This window comes from Bradyrhizobium sp. STM 3562, assembly GCF_045571435.1.
GTDB lineage: Bacteria > Pseudomonadota > Alphaproteobacteria > Rhizobiales > Xanthobacteraceae > Bradyrhizobium.
The window spans coordinates 6,433,590-6,455,206 of record NZ_CP120694.1; the positions used below are offsets into that span (position 1 = coordinate 6,433,590).

The window sequence follows — 21,617 nt, forward strand, 5'->3', positions numbered from 1 at the left end:
CGTGAGCGCCGCCCATCCCTCAGGTCCCCAGGCCGCGATCATCGGATTCGCGATCCGCTTCCGCGGCATCGTCGCCGCACTGGCCTGCCTCCTGGTGGCGTACGGCGTCTATGCGCTCGGCCGGGCCAAATACGACGTGTTCCCGGAATTTGCCCCGCCGCAGGTCAGCATCCAGACCGAGGCCGTCGGGCTGACGCCCGAGCAGGTGGAGATCCTCGTCACCCGTCCGATCGAGAATGCCATCAGCGGCGTGTCCGGTATCAGGACGTTGCGCTCGACATCGATCCAGGGCCTCTCGGTTGTGACGGTGTTCTTCGATCCCGCAAGCGACATCTACCGCGACCGACAGGTCGTCGCCGAGCGGCTCGCCGCGGCGACCCAGCAGCTTCCGCAGGGACTGCAGCCGCCGGTCATGACACCGCTCACCTCCTCGACCAGCCGCATGCTGGTGATCGGCCTGACCTCACAGACGCGCTCGCTGATGGAGCTGCGCACGGCCGCCGACTGGACCGTCCGCCCGCGGCTCCTCGCCGTCCCGGGCGTTGCCAGCGTCACGGTGTTCGGCGGCGACAAGCGTTCGATCCAGGTGCAGGTCCATCCGGACGAGCTCATCCGCTACGATCTCACGCTCAACGATGTGCTGACGGTGGCGCGCCGGTCCACCGGCGTGCGCGGCGCCGGCTTCGTCGACACCAGGAACCAGCGGATCGTTTTCCAAAGCGAGGGACAATCGCTCAAGCCCGACGACATTGCCCGGACGGTGCTGTTGAGCCGGGGCGCCGCGAGCGTGACCTTGGGCAATGTCGCCGATGTGGTCGAGGCGCCTGAACCACCGATCGGCGGCGCGGAGATTCAAGGCGGCCCTGGCGTGATCCTGAACGTGGCGGAACAGTATGCGGCCGACACGCTCGAGGTCACGAAGAATGTCGAGCGGGCGCTCGAAGAGCTGCGGCCGACGCTGCTGGCTGACGATATCGCCATTCATGCCGATCTGTTCCGTCCGGCCAACTTCATTAACACCGCGACGGGCAACGTCCGGGATTCGCTGATCCTGGGCGGCCTGCTCGTGGTCGTGATCCTGTTCCTCTTCCTGTTCGATCTGCGCACCGCGGCGATCTCCTGCACCGCCATCCCACTGTCGCTGCTGGCCGCAACCATCGTGCTCGAGCGGCTTGGGGCATCGCTCGACACCATGACGCTCGGAGGACTTGCGATTGCGATCGGTGTCGTGGTGGATGACGCGGTGATCGATGTCGAAAACATCGTCCGCCGCCTGCGCGAGAACCGGCGATCGCCCCAGCCGCGACCGTTCGCGCGCGTCATTCTCGACGCGACGCTCGAAGTCCGCGGCGCCGTGGTCTATGCGACATTTGCCGTCATCCTGGTCGTGCTGCCGGTCATGACGCTGACCGGCACCGCAGGGCGCCTGTTTGCACCGCTGGGGTTTGCCTACACCACGGCGGTGCTGGCTTCGCTCGTGGTCGCGCTGACGGTAACGCCGGCCCTCTCCATGGCGCTGCTTCCCGGCAAGGTGCCGACGCGCGATCCGCCGCTGATCCGATGGACGCGCGGCCGCTATGAGGCTCTCGCGCGGCGGGTCGCGGAGCGGCCTCGGACGATCATCATCACAGCCGCCATGCTCACCGTTGCGGGCTGCGCCGCGCTGCCGTTTCTTGGCGGCGGCTTCATTCCGGAGCTGAAGGAGGGGCATTTTGTCGCCCACATGTCGGCAGTGCCCGGCACGTCGATCGACGAGTCCTTGCGGATCGGCGGCCGCATTGCCGATGCGCTGCGGCGGGTGCCGGGGGTGCGGTCGGTTGCGCAACGCGCGGGGCGCGCCGAGGAGTCTGAGGACACCTGGGGTCCTCACTACAGCGAGCTCGAAGTGGATTTGCAGCCGGGCCTGTCGGGCGAGGAGGTCGAAAAGGCGCAAGCCGATATCCGCCGCACCTTCGCCGGGTTCGTGGGCGTAAACACCGCGGTGATGACCTTTCTGACGGAACGCATCGAGGAGACGCTGTCCGGCTACACTGCGGCGGTCGCGATCAACGTCTTCGGCAACGACCTCGACGTTCTCGATCGTAAGGCACAGGAAATCGCGCGAACGCTCGGCGAGATCGATGGCGCGACCGACGTTCAGGTCCAGTCGCCGCCCGGCTTGCCGCAGCTTTCGATCCGCTTACGCAAGCCCGATCTGGAGCGCTGGGGCTTTGATGCGGTCGAGGTGCTCGAACTGATCCGCGCCGCCTATCAGGGCGATGTCGTTGGCCAGACCTATGATGGCAATCAGGTCTTCAACGTGATCACCATTCTCGACGCGAGCAGCCGGGACAATATCAGCAAGGTCGGCGACCTGCCATTGCGCAGTCCGGGCGGGGCCTACGTTCTGCTCAAGCAGATCGCGGACATCTACCAGACCTCGGGACGCTACCAGGTTCTGCACGAAGGCGCGCGTCGGGTGCAGACAGTGACGGCCAATGTCAGCGGCACCGACCTTGTTTCCTTTGTCCGGGCCGCCAAGGCAGCGATCAGTGCCAAGGTCCAGCTTCCTCCCGGCACCTACGTCCAATTCGCCGGTGCCGCGCAGGAGGAATCGCGCTCCAAGCGCGACCTTGCGGTCAATTCACTGATCGCGACCGTCGGAATCCTCCTGTTGCTCTCGGTCGTCACGCGGAACTGGCGCAACCTGCTCCTGGTGCTGGCGAGCCTGCCCTTCGCGCTGGTCGGCGGCGTGCTCGCCGTCTTTGCCACCGGCGGACTGCTTACCCTGGGCGGCATGGTCGGCTTCATCACGCTTTTCGGGATCAGCCTGCGCAATTCCATCCTGATGATTGCGCATTACGAGCACCTGGTTGACGTCGAGCGCAGACCGTGGGGATTGGAGACGGCGATCGCGGGGGCGGCGGACCGGCTCACGCCCATTCTCATGACCTCCATCGTGACCGGCCTTGGCATTCTGCCGCTCGCCATCGGCATGAATGATCCCGGCCGCGAGATCCAGGGGCCGATGGCCGTCGTCATCCTCGGGGGATTGCTGACGTCAACGGCATTGAATCTCCTGGTCTTGCCGACGCTCGCGCTGCGTTATGGCCGGTTCGAGCGGCCACGCGACGAGTTCGCGCCCAGGGCTGCATTCGATGACACCGTCGCCGGCGAGTCCGGCGCCGCCGAATGACGGCGCTAAGAAATAACCGCCACCGCTCGCTCCCGCTCGTTCGCCGCCATCGCAAAGCCTTCATAGCCCTTGGCGGCGATCTCGTTGCAGATCTGCCGGTAGGTCCCGACGCCGCCGATATAGGGCATGAAGATGCGCGGCTTGCCCGGGATGTTGGCGCCCATGTACCAGGAATTGGCCTGCGGATACAGCGTCGCGTGGGCGACCTCGTTGACATGCGCCACCCATTTGTCTTCGGCGTCTTTCTCCGCCTCCATGAGGCTAAGGCCCTTCGCATGCATGAAAGCGAGACAATCGGCAATCCAATCGACATGCTGCTCGATCGAGACGATCATGTTCGACAGCACCGATGGGCTACCCGGACCGGTGATGATGAAGAGATTGGGGAAGCCCGTGCTCATCAGCCCGAGATAGGTCTTGGGCCCTTCAGCCCATTTCCGGTTCAGTGTTAATCCGTTGCGGCCGCGAATGTCGATCTTTGCGACCGAGCCTGTCATCGCATCAAAGCCGGTCGCCAGCACCAGCGCATCCAACTCGTACGTTTTGGCCGTGGTGCGCAGGCCATTCGGCAAGATCTCCTCGATCGGATTGGCCTTGATGTCGACCAGCGCGACGTTGTCCCGATTGAAGGTCGCAAAGTAATCGGTATCGACGCAGATGCGTTTGGTGCCGATCGGATGCGAATTGGGCTGCAGCAGCCTTGCCGTCTCCGGATCTTTGACGATCTCGGCAATCTTGCCGCGGACGAAATCGGCGGCGGTGTCGTTGGCGGCCTTGCTCAGCGCGAGATCGTTGTAGGCATACATGAATGTGAGGCCGCCCTTCTGCCAGCGCTGCTCGTACTTCGCACGGCGCCGTTCGTCGCCGTCGTCGAGCGCGCCGCGATCGGGCAGATCGGTATAGATGCCATTGCGCGCGACTTCGCGTGCGAAGCGCCGGATCTGCGGATAGTTCTGCCGGAATGCCTGCCGCTCCTGATCCGTCAGCGGCGCGTTACGTGCTGGAATCGAAAAATTCGCCGTGCGCTGAAATACGGTCAGATGCCTGGCCTGCCCGGCGATCACAGGTACCGACTGGATGCCGGAGGATCCTGTGCCGATCACGCCGACGCGCAAGCCGGTGAAATCCACCACTTCATGCGGCCAATTGCCGGTGTGATAGACGGGACCTTTGAAGCTTTCGAGGCCTTTGATGTCGGGCCTGCGCGCATTGGAAAGGCAGCCGGTGGCGAGCACGACGAAGCTTGCGATCATCGTGTTGCCGTCGGACGTGGTCACTGTCCAAGTGTTCGCAGTTTCATCGAACACCGCGCGATCCACGCGGGTGTTGAACTGAATGTCGCGCCGCAGGTTGAAGCGGTCGGCGACATGATTGGCGTATTTCAATATCTCCGGCTGCGGCGCGTAGCGTTCGCTCCAGTCCCATTCCCGCTGCAGCTCCTCAGAGAAGGAATAGGAGTATTGCATGCTCTCGACGTCGCAGCGTGCGCCCGGATAGCGGTTCCAATACCAGGTGCCGCCGACGCCCCCGCCCTGCTCGTAGACGCGCACTGAAAAGCCGGCGCCGCGCAGCCGGTACAGCATGTACATGCCAGCAAAGCCGGCGCCGACCACCACAACGTCGTAGGTTTTCCGGCCTTCGGGAGAGATCGATGGCAATGCAGACATGAAGGGCGCGCTCCTCGGAATTCGTTCTTGTTGAGCGGAGGATTCCACGTCCGTGCGAAAGCGCAAGAGGCAACACGACGTGACAGATCCTCGCCCAGCGCGGCAAAATATTTTGCTGGGCGGAACGCGTGCGGCACTGCCGCCCAGGGGTAGCGTCTACACGCAAGTCCGGTGCGCGAAACCCGCTTGGCGTCGAGGCGTGCGATGCGCTAGCGTCTCGCGTCATCTTCAAAACAATACGAGCAGACCGAACCCGCCGCGATGGAGTGAACGCCGATGAAATCGCCGATCTGCGAGATGCTGGGCATCGAGTTTCCGCTCGTCGCCTTCAGCCATTGCCGCGATGTGGTGGCCGCCGTCAGTCGTGCCGGCGGGTTTGGCGTGCTCGGCGCGACCGTGCACTCGCCTGAATCGATCGAGCAGGAACTCAAGTGGATCGACGAGCATGTCGACGGCAAACCGTATGGCGTCGACGTGCTGATCCCGGAAAACGTCTCGACCGCGGGCGAGAAGCAGGTGACATGGAAGAGTCTGGAGGCGCGCATACCGCAGGCGCATCGCGACTTCACGCGCGACCTCCTGCGGACATACGGCATCGAGCTCGCCACCACCAATGTTGCCGACAATCAGCCACAGCCCTTCGATGCGGATACGGCCTTGCAGCTTCTTGAGGTCTCGTTCCGCCATCCGATCCGCCTGATCGCGAACGCGCTCGGCCTGCCGCCGAAGGAGATGATCGAGATGGGCAGGAAGCACGGCGTGCCGGTGGCCGCGCTGGTCGGCGCCAAGGAACACGCGCTGCGTCAGGTCGCGGCCGGCGTCGACATTCTGGTGGTGCAAGGCACGGAAGCCGGCGGCCATTGCGGCGAGGTGTCCACCATGGTGCTGGTGCCGGAGGTGATCAAGGCGATCAAAAACATCCGCGACGTGCCGGTGCTCGCCGCCGGCGGCATCATGACGGGCCGGCAGATGGCGGCGTGCATGGCGATGGGTGCGGCGGGGGTGTGGACCGGCTCGGTGTGGCTGGCGACGGTGGAATCCGAGACCACCGAAATTTTCCGCGAGAAGATGATCGCGGCCTCCTCGCGCGACGCGGTCCGCTCCAAGGGGCGCACGGGAAAACCGGCACGGCAACTCCGCTCGGTGTGGACCGATGCGTGGGACCGCGGCGAGAACAGCCCCGGCGCGCTGCCGATGCCGCTGCAAAGCATCATCAGCCGCGATGCCTTCAATTCGATCGACCGCGCCGCAGCCGCAGGCAACGTGAAAGCACGCGATCTCGTCAGTTATTTTGTCGGCCAGGGCGTCGGGCTGATCGACAGCGTGAAATCGGCGGGTGCCGTGGTGCAGGAATTCAAGGAAGATTTTCTCGAAGCGATCGAGCATATGAATGCGCTCGTTGCGGAGTAGTCGCCGCCGTCATTGCGAGGAGCCAATGGGTGGCGCGAACGCGCGCCCGATGCCAGGCTCCGCGACGAAGCAATCCAGACTATCTCCGCGGATCGCTTCTGGATTGCTTCGCTTCGCTCGCAATGTCAGAAGGAAAGAGTACGGCAAGAACAACAGCGTCGTTTCGGAAGTTCGATGAGCAGCCCCCTCCCCTCAGAACGCATTCCCGTCATCGTCGGCATCGGCGAGATCGTCGACCGGCCCAAAGAAATCAGTCAAGGCCTCGATCCGCTCGCGCTGCTGGAGCAGGCGCTTAGGCGCGCCGAGGCGGACTCGGGCGCGAAATTGCTGCACGAGGTGCAATCGCTCGACGTCGTGAACTTCCTGAGTTGGCGCTATCACGACCCGGAGAAACTGCTCGCGCGGCGCCTGAACATCAATCCGGCGCACTGCTATTACGGCCCGGTCGGCGGCGAGAGCCCGATCCGCTATCTGCACGAGGCGGCGCAGCGCATTGCGCGCGGCGAGTGCAGCGTCGCCGCGGTGTGCGGCGCCGAGGCACAATCGAGCGCGACGAAAGCCGAGCGCGCCGGGGTCGCCCTGCCCTGGAGCCCGTTTGCGCATGATGCACCGGAGCCGAAGCGCGGCGCGGCGTTCCAGAAGCCGCTTGCGGTGAAGCTCGGCGTATTCCGCCCCGTGAGCGTCTATCCCTTTTACGAGGTGGCCAGCAGTGCGCATTGGGGGCAAACACCGCGCGCCGCGCTTGCGGAATCGGGCGAGCTATGGTCGCGTTATTCGGCGGCCGCCGCGATCAACCCGAATGCCTGGCTGAAGCGGCATTTTGCGCCGGAAGAGATCACCACGCCCTCGCCGGACAACCGGCTGATCGCCTGGCCCTATACCAAGCTGATGGTCGCCAATCCGACCGTGAACATGGGCGCGGCGGTGCTGCTGACCAGCCTCGCCAAGGCGCGCGAGGCCGGCATTGCTGAGGAACGCCTGGTCTATCCCGTCGGCGGCGCTTTCGCCGAAGAGCCGCGCGACTATCTCATGCGCGACCAGTTCTACGAAAGCCATGCGCAGAACGCGGTGCTCAACGCCGTGATGGATCTCGCCGGCGGCGATGGCCGGGCCTTCGATGCCATCGAGCTCTATAGCTGCTTTCCCTGCGTGCCCAAGATGGCGCGGCGCACGCTCAAGCTCGGACCCGACGTCGAGCCGACCGTGACCGGCGGGCTCACTTTCTTTGGCGCACCGCTCAACACCTATATGACCCATGCGACCTGCGCGATGGTGCGTAAGTTGCGCGAGGGCGGAAAGCTCGGGCTGCTCTACGGCCAGGGCGGCTTCGTGACCAAGCACCACGCGCTGGTGCTGTCGCGCGAGTCGCCGCGCATGCCGCTCGCGCAGGAGACCAGCGTGCAGGCCGCGGCGGATAAGAACAAGCGCGCCGCGCCGGCGTTCGTCACTGAGGCGTCCGGTCAGGGAGCCGTCGAAAGCTTCACCGTGCTCTATGGCCGCAACGGCGAGGTCGAGCATGGCGCGGTCATGCTGCGGACAGAGGCGGATGCGCGCACGCTGGCGCGCGTGGCAGCAAGCGATGACGTGACGCTTAAGCATCTCACCAATATGGAGCACAGTCCGGTGGGCTCGCGTGGCGAGATCGCCATGGCCGACGACGGCGTGCCGGAGTGGCGGGTCGGGTGACGCTGCCACCCCCTTCTCCCCGCAAGCGGGGCGAGGTGGAGAACCCTACCCCTTCACATCCTGCCGTTCGGACACCTTCGCGGGCTTGCCGATGGGCGCCGCGCCGCCGGCGATGTGGACCTGGTCGCCTTCGGCGACGCCGTCGGGCGGGGCGACGATGACGCGATCTTCCGTCGACAGGCCCGAGCCGATCTCGATATCGCGGCCGAGGTCGCGCGCGATGGTCACAGTCTTGAACCGCACCTTGTCGCCGACGCCGACGGTGGCCACGCGCAAGCCCTTCTGGTCGAAGATCAACGCGCTCGCCGGAATGTGCAGCGGCATGCTGTCGCGCTGCAGGCTCAGCCGGACGCTGGCATAGCCGCCCGGCATCAATTCGCCGTTCGCATTGTCGATGCCGAGCTGCATCCGCGTGGTGCCGGAGTTGACATCGACGGCCTGCGCGGAGGCCTCGACGGTCGCCGGGAATGTCCGGTTCGGATATTCCGGCACGGTCACCACGGCTTTCGCGCCGATCTTGATCGCCGGCACGTAGTTCTGCGGCACGTTCACATAGAGCCTGAGCTTTGAGACGTCCGATATCACGAACATCGGCAGCCCCCCACCGCCACCGGCATTGATCAGTGCGCCGACGTCGGTGTCGCGCGCGGTGACGATGCCATCGAAGGGCGCGGTAATCTTCTTGTAGCCGGCCAGCACTTCAAGTCGCTCGACATTGGCCTGGGCTGCCTTGACCGCGGCGATCTTGTTGGAGAGATCGGCGGTGCGCTCGTCGATTTCCTGCATCGAGACGAAATTCGAGGCGAGCAGCGTCTTGCGGCGGTTCAGCGTCGCCTCCGACAATTTCGCGCTGGCCTCTTGGCTGGCGAGATCGGCGCGCGCCTGCAGCAACTGCTGATCGAGATCGGGCGCCTCGATCTCGGCGATCACCTGCCCCGCCTTTACCTTGGCGCCGATGTCGGCGCTCCAGCTTTTGAGGTAGCCGCTGACGCGGGCGAAGATGGGAGCGCGTGAATAGGCTTCTAGCCGCCCCGGGAGGTCGATCGTCGCGCTCAGCGCCTTCGCGTTCGGCTGCACCACGGCCACGGTTGGAATGGCCTGATCATCGGTCCATTCACGCAATTTTGCGGCGCTGTCTTCACGCGCCCTGATGCCGGTCACCACCACCAGAACGGCGGCTAATCCGGCGAGACCTGCGAAAATGCCCAACTTCCGGCGCGACACCGGCGTGGTCTGTTCAGTGGGCATGCAGCGTCTCCAATGCGGCGGCGGCTTTGGCGCCTTGTTTCTTGTGTACCATACTAAAGACCACGGGAACAAACATCAGCGTCGCCATGGTGGCGAAGATCAGCCCGCCGATGACGGCCCGCCCGAGCGGGGCGTTCTGCTCGCCCCCCTCGCCCAGACTCAGCGCCATCGGCGTCATTCCGATGATCATGGCGAGCGCCGTCATCAAGACGGGACGAAAGCGCACGAAGCCGGCCTCGATTGCCGCCTAGATCGGATCGCCAAGCTCCTCGTAGCGTTCACGCGCAAAGCTGATCACCAGCACGCTGTTGGCGGTGGCAACCCCCATGCACATGATGGCACCGGTCAGCGCCGGGACGGACAGCGTGGTGTTGGACGTGAACAGCATCCAGATGATGCCGGCGAGCGCCGACGGCAGCGCGGTGATGATCACGAAGGGATCAGACCAGGACTGGAAATTCACGACGATCAGCAGGTAGATCAGCACGACGGCGGCGAGCAACCCGAACAACAGGCCGGCAAAGGCACTGTTCATGGTCTGCACCTGGCCGAGCAGCACCACGGAAGACCCCTTCGGCACCTCCTTGGCGGTGTCGGCGATCACGGCCTGCACGTCGGCCGCGATCGCGCCGAGGTCGCGCCCCTGCGATGTCGCGAAGATCTGCACCATCGACTGGATGTCGTATTGCGAGACCACCGCGCTCGAGGTCGAGCGCTTGATGTCGGCGATGCCGCCGAGGATCGGCGGCGTGGACGTCGAGGCCGCCGTGATCGGCAAGGTCTCGAGCGCACTCAGCGAGTCGATCTGGAATTGCGGCGTCTGCATCACGATTGAATAGGACACGCCGTTGTCGGGATTCAGATAGTAGGTCGGCGCGACCTGCGAGGAGCCGGCAAGATTGACCACGAGGCTGTTGGTGACGTCGCGCTCGGTAAGGCCGACATATTGCGCTCGGGTGCGGTCGACATCGATGTTGAAGGTCGGATTATCAGGCGACTGCTGGATGCGCGCGTCCGCGATGCCGGGGATATGGCGGATGCGGCTGAGCAGCTTGTTGGCATAGACGAAGTTGGCGTCGAGGTTGGCGCCGCGGATCTGCAGATCGATCGGCGCCGGCGCGCCGAAATTGAGGATCTGGCTGACGATATCGGCAGGAAGGAACGCGAACGTCATGCCCGGAAACTGCCGCGGCAACTGCTCGCGCATGATCCGGACATATTCGTCTGTCGGCCGGTGTCCCTCTTTCAGCTTGATCTGGATGTCGCCGTCCTGCGGGCCGATCACGCCGGTGTTGTTATAGGTCATGTTGATGCCGGAGATCGGCATGCCGATATTGTCGGCCAGCGTTTCGATCTCGCTCGGCGGAATGATCTTGCGGATCGCCTTCTGCACCTCCGCGAACTGGCCGGCGCTTTCCTCGATGCGGGTGCCGATCTGGGTGCGGACGTGCATGAGGATCGAGCCGGAATCGACGGCCGGAAAGAAGTTGCGGCCGAGATACGGCGCCAAGAGGAACGACAGCCCGACGAAGCCCAGGAAGCCGGTAAGGAAGATCGGCCGGTGCTGCATGGCGAGCGTCAACAGGCCACGATAGCCCGTGCGGATGCGCTCGAAGCGCGCCTCGAAGCCGCGCTGGAACAGCACCAGCGGATTGCGCGAACGTGGCGGCTCGCCGTCGTGATGCTCGTGCTTGTGCAAGAGATACTTCGCCATGGTCGGCACCAGCGTGCGCGACAGGATGAACGACCACATCATCGCGAACATCACCGCTTCGGCCATCGGCACGAACAGGAAGCGGGCGACGCCGGTCAGGAAGAACATCGGCACGAACACGATGCAGATGCAGAGCAGCGAGACGAAGGCCGGCGTCACGATCTGGCGCGCGCCGTCCATGATCGCGGGCTCGACGTCCTTGCCCTGCTCCAGGTGCCAGTTGATGTTCTCGATGGTGACGGTGGCGTCGTCGACGAGGATGCCGACGGCGAGCGCCAGGCCGCCCAGCGTCATGATGTTCAGCGTCTCGCCGATCGCCGACAGCAGAATGATCGCGCCGAGCACCGAGAGCGGGATCGACACGGCGATGATGATGGTCGAGCGCCAGCTTCCCAGGAACAACAGGATCATCACGCTGGTCAAAAGCGCCGCGATCACGCCTTCAAAGGCCACGCCCGTGACCGCGCTGCGCACGAACACCGACTGGTCGCCGATGAAGCCGATCTTGAGCGCATCGGGCAACTGATCGCGGACGTCGATCACCTTCTGCTTGATGCCGGCGATGATATCCAGCGTCGAGGTGTAGCCGGCCTTCAGCACCATCATCAGCACGGAGCGGTTGCCGTTGACGTGGACGATGTTGGTCTGGGGCGGATTGCCGTCACGGACGCTCGCGACATCGCGCACATAGACCATGGCGCCGTTCACCGCTTTGATCGGCAGGTCGCCGAGCTCCTCCATCTTCAAGGGCGAGTTGTTGAGCTGGATGTTGTATTCGAACCCGCCGATCTTCTGCGTGCCGACCGGGGTGATCAGATTTTGGGCAGCGAGCGCATTGGCAACGTCCTGGCCGGAGAGGCCGCGGGCCTGCAGCGCCGTCGGGTTGAGGTCGATCTGCACCTGGCGCTGCTTGCCGCCGAACGGATAGGGAATAGCGGCGCCGGGCACCGTGACCAGCGGCGTACGGAGCTGGTTGATGCCGATATCGGCGAGGTTCTGTTCGGTCAGGCCATCGCCGGACAGCGCCACCTGGATGATCGGAACGGTGGAGGCGCTGTAGTTCAGGATCAAGGGCGGGGTGGCGCCCGGCGGCATCTGCTTCAGAAGCGTCTGCGAGATCGCGGTGACCTGCGCGTTGGCGGTGCGGATGTCGACGTTCGGCTGGAAGAAGATCTTGATGATGCCGACGCCGTTATAGGAATTGGCGACGATGTGCTCGATGTCGTTGACGGTGGTCGTCAGCGCCCGCTGGAACGGGGTGGTGATGCGGCCGGCCATCTGGTCAGGCGGCAGGCCGGTATACTGCCAGACCACGCCGATCACGGGGATACGGATGTCGGGGAAGATGTCGGTCGGCGTGCGCAGCGCCGCGAGCGGCCCGATGATCAGGAGCAGCAACGCGAGCACGACGAAAGTGTATGGCCGGCTCAGGGCGATGCGGACGATTGCGATCATAGGATAGGCGCTTTCCAGGTGAGGCGGGACCGCGCGGAACCTGCGCCCCCGAACCGCAGGGGATTGATTTACCTCAACCGCGGCCGGTTAGCTAAGGCCTGCGCGTAATGGCCGCATTCGCTTCCGCGATATCTGGCGGAGGCGCCCCCAATGACCGGCCAAAAGGAAACGGGCCCGCTTCACGACGGGCCCGTCCAAATTGCTCCGGCGGGTTGCTCAGGCCGCCCGCACCGAGGTCAGGAACTTCGAGACCTCGTTCTTCAGGCGGCTGGAATCGCCCGACAACATTTGGGCGGCCGAGAGCACCTGCGAGGAGGCCGATCCGGTCTCGCTGGCGCCGCGCTCGACATCGGCGATGTTGGACGAGACCTGCTGCGTCCCCTGCGCGGCCTGCTGCACGTTGCGGGCGATCTCCTGCGTGGCCGCGCCCTGCTCTTCCACGGCAGCCGCGATGGTCGAGGAGATTTCGGACAGCTTTTCGATGGTACCCGAGATTTCCTTGATCGCGTTCACCGATTCCTGCGTGGCCGCCTGGATGCCCGAGATCTGCTGACCGATCTCGCCGGTGGCTTTCGCGGTCTGCTCGGCCAGCGCCTTGACCTCGGAGGCGACGACCGCGAAGCCGCGACCGGCCTCGCCGGCGCGGGCAGCCTCGATCGTGGCATTGAGCGCCAACAGGTTGGTCTGGCCGGCAATGGTGTTGATCAGCTCGACCACGTCGCCGATGCGGGTCGCGGCCTTGGAGAGTTCGCTGACGCGCTCAGTGGTGGTGCGGGCCTGGCCGACGGCATCGCCGGCCATGCGGGCCGATTCCTGCACCTGGCGGCTGATCTCGGTGACGGAGGACGCCATTTCTTCGGTCGCTGAGGCCACCGACTGGACGTTGGTGGAAGCTTCCTCCGAAGCGGAGGCAACGGCGGTGGCGAGCTGCTGCGAGCGCTCGGCGGTGGCCGAGAGCTTGCCGGCGGACGATTCGAGCTGAGAGGAAGCCGAGGACACGGTGTTGACGATCTCGCCGATCATCGCCTCGAATTCGCGGGTGATGTTGTCGACGCGGCGGCCGCGCTCGATCTTGGCTTCCGCGTCGTGGGCGGCGGCCTCGTCGGCAGCTTTCTTGGCGATCAGGGCCTCCTTGAAGACCTGCAACACATCGGCCATCTGCCCGATCTCGGTCTTCTCGCCACGGTGCGGAATCTCGACCGAGAGGTCGCCGTTGCCGAGCGCCTGCATCGGCGTGACGATCGAGGCGATGCCGCTGGAAACGTCGCGGATCAGATAGACGCTGACGGCGATGCCGAGGACAATGGCGGCGACCAGGATCACGGCCAGGATGGCGAAAGCCGAAGCGTAGTTGGCCGTGGCATCAGCCGCCGCCTTGTCGGCGCCGGTGTTGTTGAGATTGATGTCGTTCTTCAGGATCTCGTCGGCCTCCATGCCAATCTTGTTGACCGTCTTGGCGTTGAGCTCGTGGGCCTCATGCGGGAGTTTGCCGGTATCCTTGCGCGACAGCGCCAGCACCTCTTCGGTGGCTTTCTTGTATTTTTCCCAGTTTGCCGACCAGTCATTGTAGAGCGCGCGCTCCTCCGGCGAGGTAATCATGGGCTCGTACGCCCTGCGGAGCTTGGTGTTGTTCTCGACGACGCCTGCAAGCACTTTTTCAACCGAGGCCTTCTCTTCCGGCGTCTCGCCCAGCATATGCTCGCGAATGACGGTGCGGTAGGTGACGACGCCGGCGCGCAGCTCGCCCAGAACGCGGACGCTCGGCAGCCAATTGGTCGTGATGTCGACGGTGTTGGCGTTGATCGACCTCATGCTATGGACCGCAAGCAGTCCCATGCCGGTCATCGCGACGAGCAGGAACGCGACGACCGCAATGATCTTCGCGCGGATCGAGTACTTGGCGAGCATGATCTAATTCTCTCGTTTTTGGCCGCGCTGCGCGGCCAATTGTGATGCTTAAAAACGGCAGACTCGGCAAATGCCTGCCCATCAGAGCCGAGGCGCCCTTCACTTTGGGTAAACGGCGTGCTCCGTATGACTACTGAAAAGCTAAAGAAATGAATTAAGGACTAAATTCCCGTGCGCTCAGCGCATGAGCCTAAGCGCGTCGGCGAAAAATTCAGGTCCGCCGAAATTGCCTGACTTCAAGGCAAGCAGCATGGCGCCTTCCTTGGTGCCGACTGCGCGCAAAACAGGCACGCCGGCCGCAATTTCGTCGCCGACGAGGAAGCCTGGTATACGCAAGCGGTCGACCACCGCGCCCGACGTTTCGCCGCCGGCGACCACCAGGCGACGAACGCCGGCTTGCACCAGTCCTTCGGCGATGTCCGCCATGGCTTCCTCGATGGCATGGCCCGCGGCATCGCGACCGTAACGTGCCTGCAGCGCGGCTACTCGATCAGGCGTTGCGCTACTCGCGATCAGGAACGGGCCTTTGGCGAGCCGCTCGCCGGCCCAGGCCAGCGCCCGCCGGGCCTCGTCCTTGCCTTTCACCGCCTGCTCGGGATCAAGATGCAGCACCGGCATGATCGCTTCAGCTTTCGCGATCTGGCCGAGGGTTGCCTGCGAGCAACTGCCGGCCAGACACGCCGCCGGCCCGCCGACCGCCGCCATGGCGTCGGCATGGGAGGCATTTTGCCGGCCGCTTGCGGCAACCAGCGCCCGCGCCAGACCTAGTCCGATCCCGGAGGCACCGACCGACAGGCGATGATCGAGCGCGACGGTGCCGATGGTCTCGAGATCGCGGTCAAACACCGCATCGATAATCGCGGCCCCAAATCCGTCCGCCGCAAGCGCGGCAACGCGCGCGCGCACCGCGTCCACTCCGCGCGTCACGGTGGCGAACTCGATCAGCCCGATCCTGGTCTTGCTCTGGCGGGCCAGCACCCGCACCAGGTTGGAATCGTGCATCGGGTTGAGGGGATGATCCTTGAGCGGGCTCTCGTTCAGCGGCACCGATCCCACGAACAGGTTGCCCTGGTAGACGGTGCGGCCGGTTTCCGGAAAAGCGGGCGTCACCAGCACGAGCTTCTCGCCGCAATCGTCGCGCAGCGCATCCATCACCGGGCCGATATTGCCCTTGTCGGTCGAATCGAAGGTCGAGCAGATCTTGAACAGCACGTGGCGGGCGCCGCGCCCGCGCAGCCATTTTTCCGCCTCGCGCGAGCGGGCGACCGCAAGGGAGGCCTCGATGGAGCGGCTTTTCAGCGACACCACCACCGCATCGATCTGCGGCAGTGCGAGATCGTCAGAGGGCACGCCGATGGTCTGCACCGTGCGCAGGCCCGCGCGCGTCAGCGTGTTGGCGAGATCGGATGCGCCGGTATAGTCGTCGGCGATACAGCCGAGCTTTAACGTCACGGCTTTACTCCAGCATAGGGCTTGAACCAGGCGAGACCATCGGCGGTCTTGCCGCGCGGATTATATTCGCAGCCGACAAAGCCGGCATAGCCGAGCCGGTCGAGTTCCGCGAACAGGAACGGATAGTTCAACTCCTCACCGTCGGGCTCGTGACGGGAAGGAATGCTGGCGATCTGGATGTGGCCGATGATCGGCATCGTCTCGCGCAGCCGCATGGTGACGTCGCCATGAATGATCTGGCAGTGATAGATGTCGAACTGAAGTTTGAGGTTGGGAATGGCAAGCTCGCCGATCAGGTCGCGCGCGAAGGCGAAGTCGTTGAGGAAATAGCCGGGCACATTGCGCGGGTTGATCGGCTCGATCACCACATCCAGCCCATGCGGCTGGAAAAACTCCGCCGCCCAAATGACTGATCTGCGGAACGCCGCAACTGCATTCGCATCCTTGCGATCGGCGATCCCGGCCATCAGATGCAGCCGCTTGACGCCGGTCGCCTTGACGTAGGGCAGCGCCATCTGAAGGCTCTGCTGCAGATCGGCGAAACGGTCGGGCAGCGCCGCAAAGCCCTTTTCGCCGGCATCCCAATTGCCGGGCGGCAGGTTGAACAACGCCTGGGTCAGGCCGTTGCGGCGCAGCCGCTCGCCGACGTCCTCGGCGGGATATTCGTAAGGAAACAGGAATTCGACTGCGGTGAAGCCGCATTTGGCTGCCGCCTCGAAGCGATCGAGAAACGGCACCTCGTTGAACATCATGGTAAGATTGGCGGCGAAACGGGGCATTGGCTGACCTCTTCTCTCTCGTCCTAGCTCGGCTCACCAGGCAGCTTGGCGCCACTAATCTTGGCATACATCCGCGCCACGGAGGCATCATCGTCGCGGCCCATACCGGACGCCGATGTCATCAGGAACATCTGCAGCGCCGCGGCCGCGACGGGCACCGGAAAGCGCGCCGAGCGCGCCATGTCCTGGATGATGCCGAGGTCCTTGACAAAGATCTCCACCGCGCTGCGCGGGGCGTAATCGCCGTCCAGCACATGCGGCATCCGGTTCTCGAACATCCAGGAATTGCCGGCGGAGGCCGTGATCACCTCATAGACCTTGCGGATGTCGAGGCCCTGCTTGGCGGCAAAGGCCACGGCCTCGGAGGCCGCCGCAATATGCACGCCGGCCAAGAGCTGGTTGATCATCTTGAAGGCGGCGCCCTGGCCGGCCGCATCGCCGAGCTCGTAGACCTTTGCCGCCATCGCATCCAGCGCGGGTCGCGCCTTGGCGAAGGCGGCGGGACTGCCGGAGGCCAGCACGGTGAGTTCGCCCTGGGCGGCACGCTGCGCCCCACCCGAAATCGGCGCATCGAGATAATGCCGCCCCGTTGCCTCCAATTGCCTGGCGAGCCGGCGCGCGATGTCGGGATCCATGGTGGCGGAGGAGATGAACACCGCATCCTTGCCCAAGGTCTCGGCGACGCCGCTTTCGCCAAACAGGATGGCTTCGGTCTGCGCCGCATTGACAACCACGCTCACCACGATATCGGCGCTCTTGGCGGCCTCGGCCGGTGTCTTGGCCCCCTTTCCGCCCTCCTTGACGAACCGCGCCACGCTCTCGGCCGCGACATCGCAGCCGGCGACCTCGAAGCCGGCCCGCTTGAGCGAGGTCGCCATCCCGAAGCCCATCGAGCCGAGCCCGATCACGGCCATTTTCGGTTTGTCGGATTGCGGCATGCGGCAACTTCCCTTTGCGTTTCCGTTTATTGAGCTTTGCCTCTGCCTATCACGGCTTGGCCGTGCTGCCAAAGCGTGAGACAAGGCGGAATAAGGGATGGCCGCCATGAGCGAAACAAAAAGCGAAACAAAGATCCGCGAGGACATCTGCCGCTTCGGGCGCTCGCTGTTCGAGCGCGGGCTGACGCCGGGTTCCTCCGGTAATATCAGCGTGAAGTTGGACGATGGCGGCTATCTGGTGACGCCGACCAATGCCTCGCTCGGTTTTCTCGATCCGGCGCGGCTGTCCCGGCTTGATGCGAACGGAAAATCGCTCTCGGGCGATGCGCCGACCAAGGAAGTGCCGCTGCACAGCGCGCTGTATCAGACCCGCGGCGCGGCACGGGCCGTGGTCCATCTGCACTCGACCCATTCGGTGGCGCTCTCGATGCTGCCGGAGATCGATCCGCGCGCCGCGCTGCCGCCCATGACGGCCTATTACCTGATGCGCTGCGGGGCGACCGCGCTCGTGCCCTATTACCGGCCCGGCGATCCGGCGGTGGCCGACGCGATCAAGGGCCTCGCCGGACAATATTCCTCAGTGCTGCTCGCCAATCACGGCCCGGTGGTCGCGGGCGACACGCTGGAAGCCGCGGTATTTGCCACTGAGGAGCTGGAAGAGACCGCAAAACTCTATCTGCTGTTGCGGGGCCTGAACCCGCGCTATTTGTCGCCGGAGCAGATTGCGGATCTTGTCAAGACGTTCGGGCTGACATTGCCGGAGCACGGGCATTAGGCCCTGGCCGTCCGTGCCAGGCACGTCATTCCGGGCGATCCGAAGCATCGAACTATGGTGCGCAATTGCGCACCTGAGAATCTCGAGATTCCGGGCTCGCCTCTTCGAGGCGCCCCGGAATGACGGTGCCGAGAAATTACAGCCCCAGATACGCCTTGCGCACGTCGGGATTGGTCTTGATCTCGGCCGCAGGTCCCTGCATCAGCACACGGCCGGTCTGCAGGATGTAGGCGCGGTCGGCGATTTCGAGACACTCGGCCATGCGCTGCTCGACGATCAGCACGGTCATGCCGGCGTCGCGGATCCGTTTCACCGCGGCGAAGATCTCGTCCACCAGTTTCGGCATGATGCCCTGCGAGGGCTCGTCCAGCATCAAAAGCCGCGGGCGCGTCATCAGCGCGCGACCGATCGCCAGCATCTGCTGCTCGCCGCCGGAGAGCGTCTCGGCCCGCTGCTCCAGCCGCTCGGATAGCCGCGGAAACAGCTTGAACACCAGATCCAGCGGCCCCTCGCGATCGCTTTGGGAGCGATAGAGATAGCTGCCGAGCCGCAGATTGTCGCGCACCGACAGGCGCGGAAACAGCCGCCGGTTTTCCGGCACATAGGCGATACCGCGCGCCGTGATCAGATGCTGCGCCAGCCCATCGATCCGGTTGCCGTCGAAGCTGACGCTGCCGGAGCGCGGGCGCTCGGCGCCGGCGATCGATTTGAGCAAAGTCGACTTGCCGGCACCGTTCGCACCCGCGACGCAAACGATCTCGCCCTGCTCCACCTCGAGGCTGACGGCAGAGATGGCGACCAGCCCCTGATAGGCGGTGGTGACTTCACGCACCGACAGCATGACGGTCCCCGAGATAGGCGGTGATGACTTTGGGATCGCGGACGACGTCGACAGGCTTGCCTTGGACCAGCACCTTGCCGAGATCGAGCACGATGGCGCGGTCGACCAGCGGCATCACGATTTCCATGACGTGTTCAACCATCAAAACGGTGATGCCGGTATCGCGCACGCGCCGCACCAGCTCAACGCCGGTCTGGGCCTCCGTGGGCGTGAGCCCGGTCAAGACTTCGTCGAGCAGCAGCAGCTTCGGCTGGGTGGCGAGCGCACGCGCCACCTCGAGCCTGCGCTTTTCCGCCGGCACCAGATCGGAGGCGAGCACGTGGGCACGGGCAGCGAGGCCGGCGAACTCCAATACTTCATACGCCTTGCGCCGCGCCTCGCGCATGACGGTGGTGCGCACCAGCGCGCCGACAATGACATTGTCGATCACGCTCATGGTCTCGAAACTCTTGACCACCTGGAAGGTGCGCCCCACGCCGCGCTGGCAGCGCTCGGCTGCGGGGAGCGCGGTGACATCCTCGCCGTCGAACCAGATCGAGCCTTCGGTCGGCCGGAACACGCCGGCGATCAGGTTGAACAGCGTCGACTTGCCGGCGCCGTTGGGACCGATCAGGCCGACGATCTCGCCGCGCCCGACCGAAATGGATACGTCGCTGTTCGCCACCAGCCCGCTGAAGCGCTGGGTGATGTTGCGGGTCTCCAGCAGAGCCGTCATCGCGCAGGCACCTTTTTGCCTCGCGAGAACAGGCTGACCAGACCTTGCGGCCGCGCCAGCGAGATCGCCACGATCAGCGAGCCGTAGACGATGAGATCGACTCCGCGCCCCGACCCGCCGATGTAAGAGCGCGTGAGCTCAGTGAGCGGGATCAGGATCACGGCACCTAACAGCGGCCCCCACAGGGTGCCGATGCCGCCGAGCACGGCGGGCAAGGCCATGAGAAGCGAGAACTGGAAGCCCATGACGCTTTCAGGATCGATATAGGACACGAACTGCGCATAGAAGCTGCCGCCGATCGCGGTGAGGAAGGCCGAGACCGCGGCCGCGCCCATCTTGGAATTGAACACCACGACACCAAGGCTCTCGGCGGCTTCCGGATTGTCCTTCACCGCGCGCCACCAATAGCCCCATTTGGAATCCTCCAGCCACCAGGTCACGAACCAGGCGATGGCCGCGAGCACCAGCGCGAAATAGAAGTAAGGCAGCTTGCTGCGCGTGAACTGGAAGGTGAGCCAGCTATCGCGGCGGATCGGAATGTCGATGCCGAGCGCAGCGCCCGCCCAGTCCCAGTTCTGGAACAAGAGCAGCGCGATCTCGGCGATCACGATGGTTGCGATGACGAAATAATGCCCGCGCAGGCGGAAGCAGGGATAGCCGAGCGCCATTGCGATCAGCGCCGACAACACGCCGCCCGACAGCATGCCGAACCACGGCAGGATGCCGAACTTCATGAACATCAGCGCCGTGGTGTAGGCGCCAAGGCCGAAATAGAGGGCGTGCCCGAGCGATATCTGGCCGCAATAGCCGGACAAGATGTTCCAGCTCTGCGACAGCGCCGCATACATCAGGGTCAGCACCATGATGTTCTGGACGTAGACGTCCTTGACAAACAGCGGCGCAAGGGCAGCAAGCGCCGCCAACACGGCGGCGACGATCAGCTCGCGGCGGCGACGGCTGGCAAAATCCTTGTCCATCAGATCGACCCGAACAGGCCGCGCGGCCGAATGAAGACCACCAGGAGGTAGACGGCATAGATGCCGACCGATTTCAGCGAGGGCGGCAGGAGCAATGCGGTGGTCGCTTCGACCAGGCCGACCAGGATGCCGCCGGCGAACGCGCCGAACACGCTGCCGAAACCGCCGAGCGCCACCGTGACATAGGCGATCAGCGCAAAGGAGGCGCCGACATCGGGATAGATATAGAAGAATATCGCCATGATGGCGCCGGCGAGCCCTACCAGCGCCCCGCCAAGCCCCCAACCGAGCGCGAACACGCGGTTCTTGTCGATGCCGACCAGTGCCACGGCGCCCGCGTCTTCACGGGTTGCTTCCAGTGCGCGGCCGAAATCGGTGCGGTGGATGAAGAAGTAGAGCGCGACAAAGGCCGCGATCGCCACCAGCGCGCCGACGAGCTGCGGTTCGGGCAGGAAAATGCCGGCAACCGAAACGGTCTTGCCGCCGAGCCAGGAGTGATTGATGCTGCGATAGTCCGGCGTGAAGAAGAACTGCGCCAGGCCGCGCATGACGATCGCAAGACCGAAGGTCGAGAAGATCTGCACCATCCCGGCATTGGCCTTCGCCCGCACCGCAAAGCGCACTATCAACAGATAGACCACCGCGCCGAACACGAACAGCGCGGCGGCGACCAGCGGCGCCGACAGCAGCGGATCGAGCGCGAAGTACGCGAACAGGAAGAACGTCACGTACATCGCGATCATGAGGAATTCGCCGTGGGCGAAATTCACCACGTCCATCAGGCCGAAGATGAGGGCGAGCCCTACGGCGATCAGGCCGTAGAGCAAGCCCATCAACAGGCCGCTGGCGAGGCTTTGAATAATGGTTTCGGCGGTCA

At 64.5% G+C, this 21,617-nt stretch carries 14 protein-coding genes and 1 pseudogene; 4 read left to right on the forward strand and 11 right to left on the reverse strand.

Going from position 1 to position 21,617, the window contains the following annotated elements; genetic code table 11:
• Position 1 precedes the first annotated feature (1 nt).
• Complete coding sequence (locus tag P6U23_RS29665) at positions 2 to 3,175, forward strand: efflux RND transporter permease subunit (protein WP_407175934.1); 3,174 nt, start codon at positions 2 to 4, stop codon at positions 3,173 to 3,175.
• A gap of 5 nt (positions 3,176 to 3,180) precedes the next feature.
• On the opposite strand, the gene P6U23_RS29670 is transcribed toward P6U23_RS29665, so the two are convergent.
• Positions 3,181 to 4,842 (reverse strand): flavin-containing monooxygenase, encoded by a 1,662-nt coding sequence (locus P6U23_RS29670; RefSeq protein WP_407175935.1) that lies wholly within the window; start codon positions 4,840 to 4,842, stop codon positions 3,181 to 3,183.
• Positions 4,843 to 5,118: 276 nt separating this feature from the next.
• Here P6U23_RS29670 and P6U23_RS29675 point away from each other — a divergent pair, with 276 nt between their 5' ends.
• Both P6U23_RS29675 and P6U23_RS29680 read left to right on the forward strand, forming a co-directional pair.
• Positions 5,119 to 6,252 carry a nitronate monooxygenase gene (locus P6U23_RS29675; protein ID WP_407175936.1) on the forward strand — a complete coding sequence of 378 codons (1,134 nt, stop codon included), beginning with the start codon at positions 5,119 to 5,121 and terminating at the stop codon, positions 6,250 to 6,252.
• 174 nt (positions 6,253 to 6,426) lie between these two features.
• The gene (locus P6U23_RS29680) at positions 6,427 to 7,938 is read left to right on the forward strand and encodes an acetyl-CoA acetyltransferase (protein ID WP_407175937.1); all 1,512 of its coding nucleotides are present in this window, start codon (positions 6,427 to 6,429) and stop codon (positions 7,936 to 7,938) included.
• 45 nt (positions 7,939 to 7,983) lie between these two features.
• Here P6U23_RS29680 and P6U23_RS29685 read toward each other — a convergent pair whose 3' ends face one another.
• From P6U23_RS29685 to ltnD, 6 genes and pseudogenes are all read right to left on the reverse strand, one after another.
• Positions 7,984 to 9,186: an efflux RND transporter periplasmic adaptor subunit gene (locus P6U23_RS29685; RefSeq protein WP_407175938.1), complete on the reverse strand. Its 1,203-nt coding sequence runs from the start codon at positions 9,184 to 9,186 to the stop codon at positions 7,984 to 7,986.
• Positions 9,176 to 12,355 (reverse strand): annotated as a pseudogene (locus tag P6U23_RS29690) (efflux RND transporter permease subunit). Before P6U23_RS29690 ends, P6U23_RS29685 begins: the two are co-directional and overlap by 11 nt.
• 216 nt (positions 12,356 to 12,571) lie before the next feature.
• Complete coding sequence (locus P6U23_RS29695; protein ID WP_407175939.1) at positions 12,572 to 14,263, reverse strand: methyl-accepting chemotaxis protein; 1,692 nt, start codon at positions 14,261 to 14,263, stop codon at positions 12,572 to 12,574.
• Between the two features lie 177 nt (positions 14,264 to 14,440).
• Entirely contained in the window at positions 14,441 to 15,715 is a 1,275-nt protein-coding gene (gene otnK / locus P6U23_RS29700) for a 3-oxo-tetronate kinase (RefSeq protein ID WP_407175940.1), read from the reverse strand.
• On the reverse strand, positions 15,712 to 16,494 hold the full coding sequence (gene otnI, locus P6U23_RS29705) for a 2-oxo-tetronate isomerase (protein WP_407175941.1): 783 nt from the start codon (positions 16,492 to 16,494) through the stop codon (positions 15,712 to 15,714). Before otnI ends, otnK begins: the two co-directional genes overlap by 4 nt.
• A gap of 23 nt (positions 16,495 to 16,517) precedes the next feature.
• Positions 16,518 to 17,579 (reverse strand): L-threonate dehydrogenase, encoded by a 1,062-nt coding sequence (ltnD, locus tag P6U23_RS29710; protein WP_407175942.1) that lies wholly within the window; start codon positions 17,577 to 17,579, stop codon positions 16,518 to 16,520.
• On the opposite strand from ltnD, the gene P6U23_RS29715 reads away from it, so the two are divergent.
• Positions 17,530 to 18,207 carry an aldolase gene (locus P6U23_RS29715; protein WP_407175943.1) on the forward strand — a complete coding sequence of 226 codons (678 nt, stop codon included), beginning with the start codon at positions 17,530 to 17,532 and terminating at the stop codon, positions 18,205 to 18,207. The genes ltnD and P6U23_RS29715 overlap by 50 nt on opposite strands.
• Before the next feature lie 136 nt (positions 18,208 to 18,343).
• Here the strand turns inward: P6U23_RS29715 and P6U23_RS29720 are convergent, their stop codons facing one another.
• From P6U23_RS29720 to P6U23_RS29735, 4 genes are read right to left on the reverse strand one after another with little or no spacing between them, the layout of a single operon-like run.
• Positions 18,344 to 19,048 carry an ABC transporter ATP-binding protein gene (locus P6U23_RS29720; protein WP_407175944.1) on the reverse strand — a complete coding sequence of 235 codons (705 nt, stop codon included), beginning with the start codon at positions 19,046 to 19,048 and terminating at the stop codon, positions 18,344 to 18,346.
• Positions 19,032 to 19,763 (reverse strand): ABC transporter ATP-binding protein, encoded by a 732-nt coding sequence (locus P6U23_RS29725; protein WP_407175945.1) that lies wholly within the window; start codon positions 19,761 to 19,763, stop codon positions 19,032 to 19,034. Before P6U23_RS29725 ends, P6U23_RS29720 begins: the two co-directional genes overlap by 17 nt.
• A complete protein-coding gene (locus P6U23_RS29730; protein WP_407175946.1) occupies positions 19,760 to 20,740 on the reverse strand; it encodes a branched-chain amino acid ABC transporter permease in 981 nt (326 codons plus the stop codon). The genes P6U23_RS29725 and P6U23_RS29730 overlap by 4 nt, the downstream gene beginning before the upstream one ends.
• Positions 20,740 to 21,573 (reverse strand): branched-chain amino acid ABC transporter permease, encoded by an 834-nt coding sequence (locus tag P6U23_RS29735; RefSeq protein WP_407181629.1) that lies wholly within the window; start codon positions 21,571 to 21,573, stop codon positions 20,740 to 20,742. The genes P6U23_RS29730 and P6U23_RS29735 overlap by 1 nt, the downstream gene beginning before the upstream one ends.
• Positions 21,574 to 21,617: the final 44 nt, after the last annotated feature.

Excerpts from the sequence above, each read along its gene's own strand:
- P6U23_RS29670 (WP_407175935.1), bottom strand. The coding sequence starts at position 4,842 with ATGTCTGCATTGCCATCGATCTCTCCCGAAGGCCGGAAAACCTACGAC.
- otnI (WP_407175941.1), bottom strand. The coding sequence starts at position 16,494 with ATGCCCCGTTTCGCCGCCAATCTTACCATGATGTTCAACGAGGTGCCG.
- P6U23_RS29720 (WP_407175944.1), bottom strand. The coding sequence starts at position 19,048 with ATGCTGTCGGTGCGTGAAGTCACCACCGCCTATCAGGGGCTGGTCGCC.
- P6U23_RS29730 (WP_407175946.1), bottom strand. The coding sequence starts at position 20,740 with ATGGACAAGGATTTTGCCAGCCGTCGCCGCCGCGAGCTGATCGTCGCC.
- P6U23_RS29675 (WP_407175936.1), top strand. The coding sequence starts at position 5,119 with ATGAAATCGCCGATCTGCGAGATGCTGGGCATCGAGTTTCCGCTCGTC.
- ltnD (WP_407175942.1), bottom strand. The coding sequence starts at position 17,579 with ATGTCCTCGCGGATCTTTGTTTCGCTTTTTGTTTCGCTCATGGCGGCC.
- P6U23_RS29695 (WP_407175939.1), bottom strand. The coding sequence starts at position 14,263 with ATGCTCGCCAAGTACTCGATCCGCGCGAAGATCATTGCGGTCGTCGCG.
- P6U23_RS29735 (WP_407181629.1), bottom strand. The coding sequence starts at position 21,573 with ATGGGCTTGCTCTACGGCCTGATCGCCGTAGGGCTCGCCCTCATCTTC.
- P6U23_RS29680 (WP_407175937.1), top strand. The coding sequence starts at position 6,427 with ATGAGCAGCCCCCTCCCCTCAGAACGCATTCCCGTCATCGTCGGCATC.
- P6U23_RS29725 (WP_407175945.1), bottom strand. The coding sequence starts at position 19,763 with ATGACGGCTCTGCTGGAGACCCGCAACATCACCCAGCGCTTCAGCGGG.
- P6U23_RS29715 (WP_407175943.1), top strand. The coding sequence starts at position 17,530 with ATGGCCGCCATGAGCGAAACAAAAAGCGAAACAAAGATCCGCGAGGAC.
- P6U23_RS29685 (WP_407175938.1), bottom strand. The coding sequence starts at position 9,186 with ATGCCCACTGAACAGACCACGCCGGTGTCGCGCCGGAAGTTGGGCATT.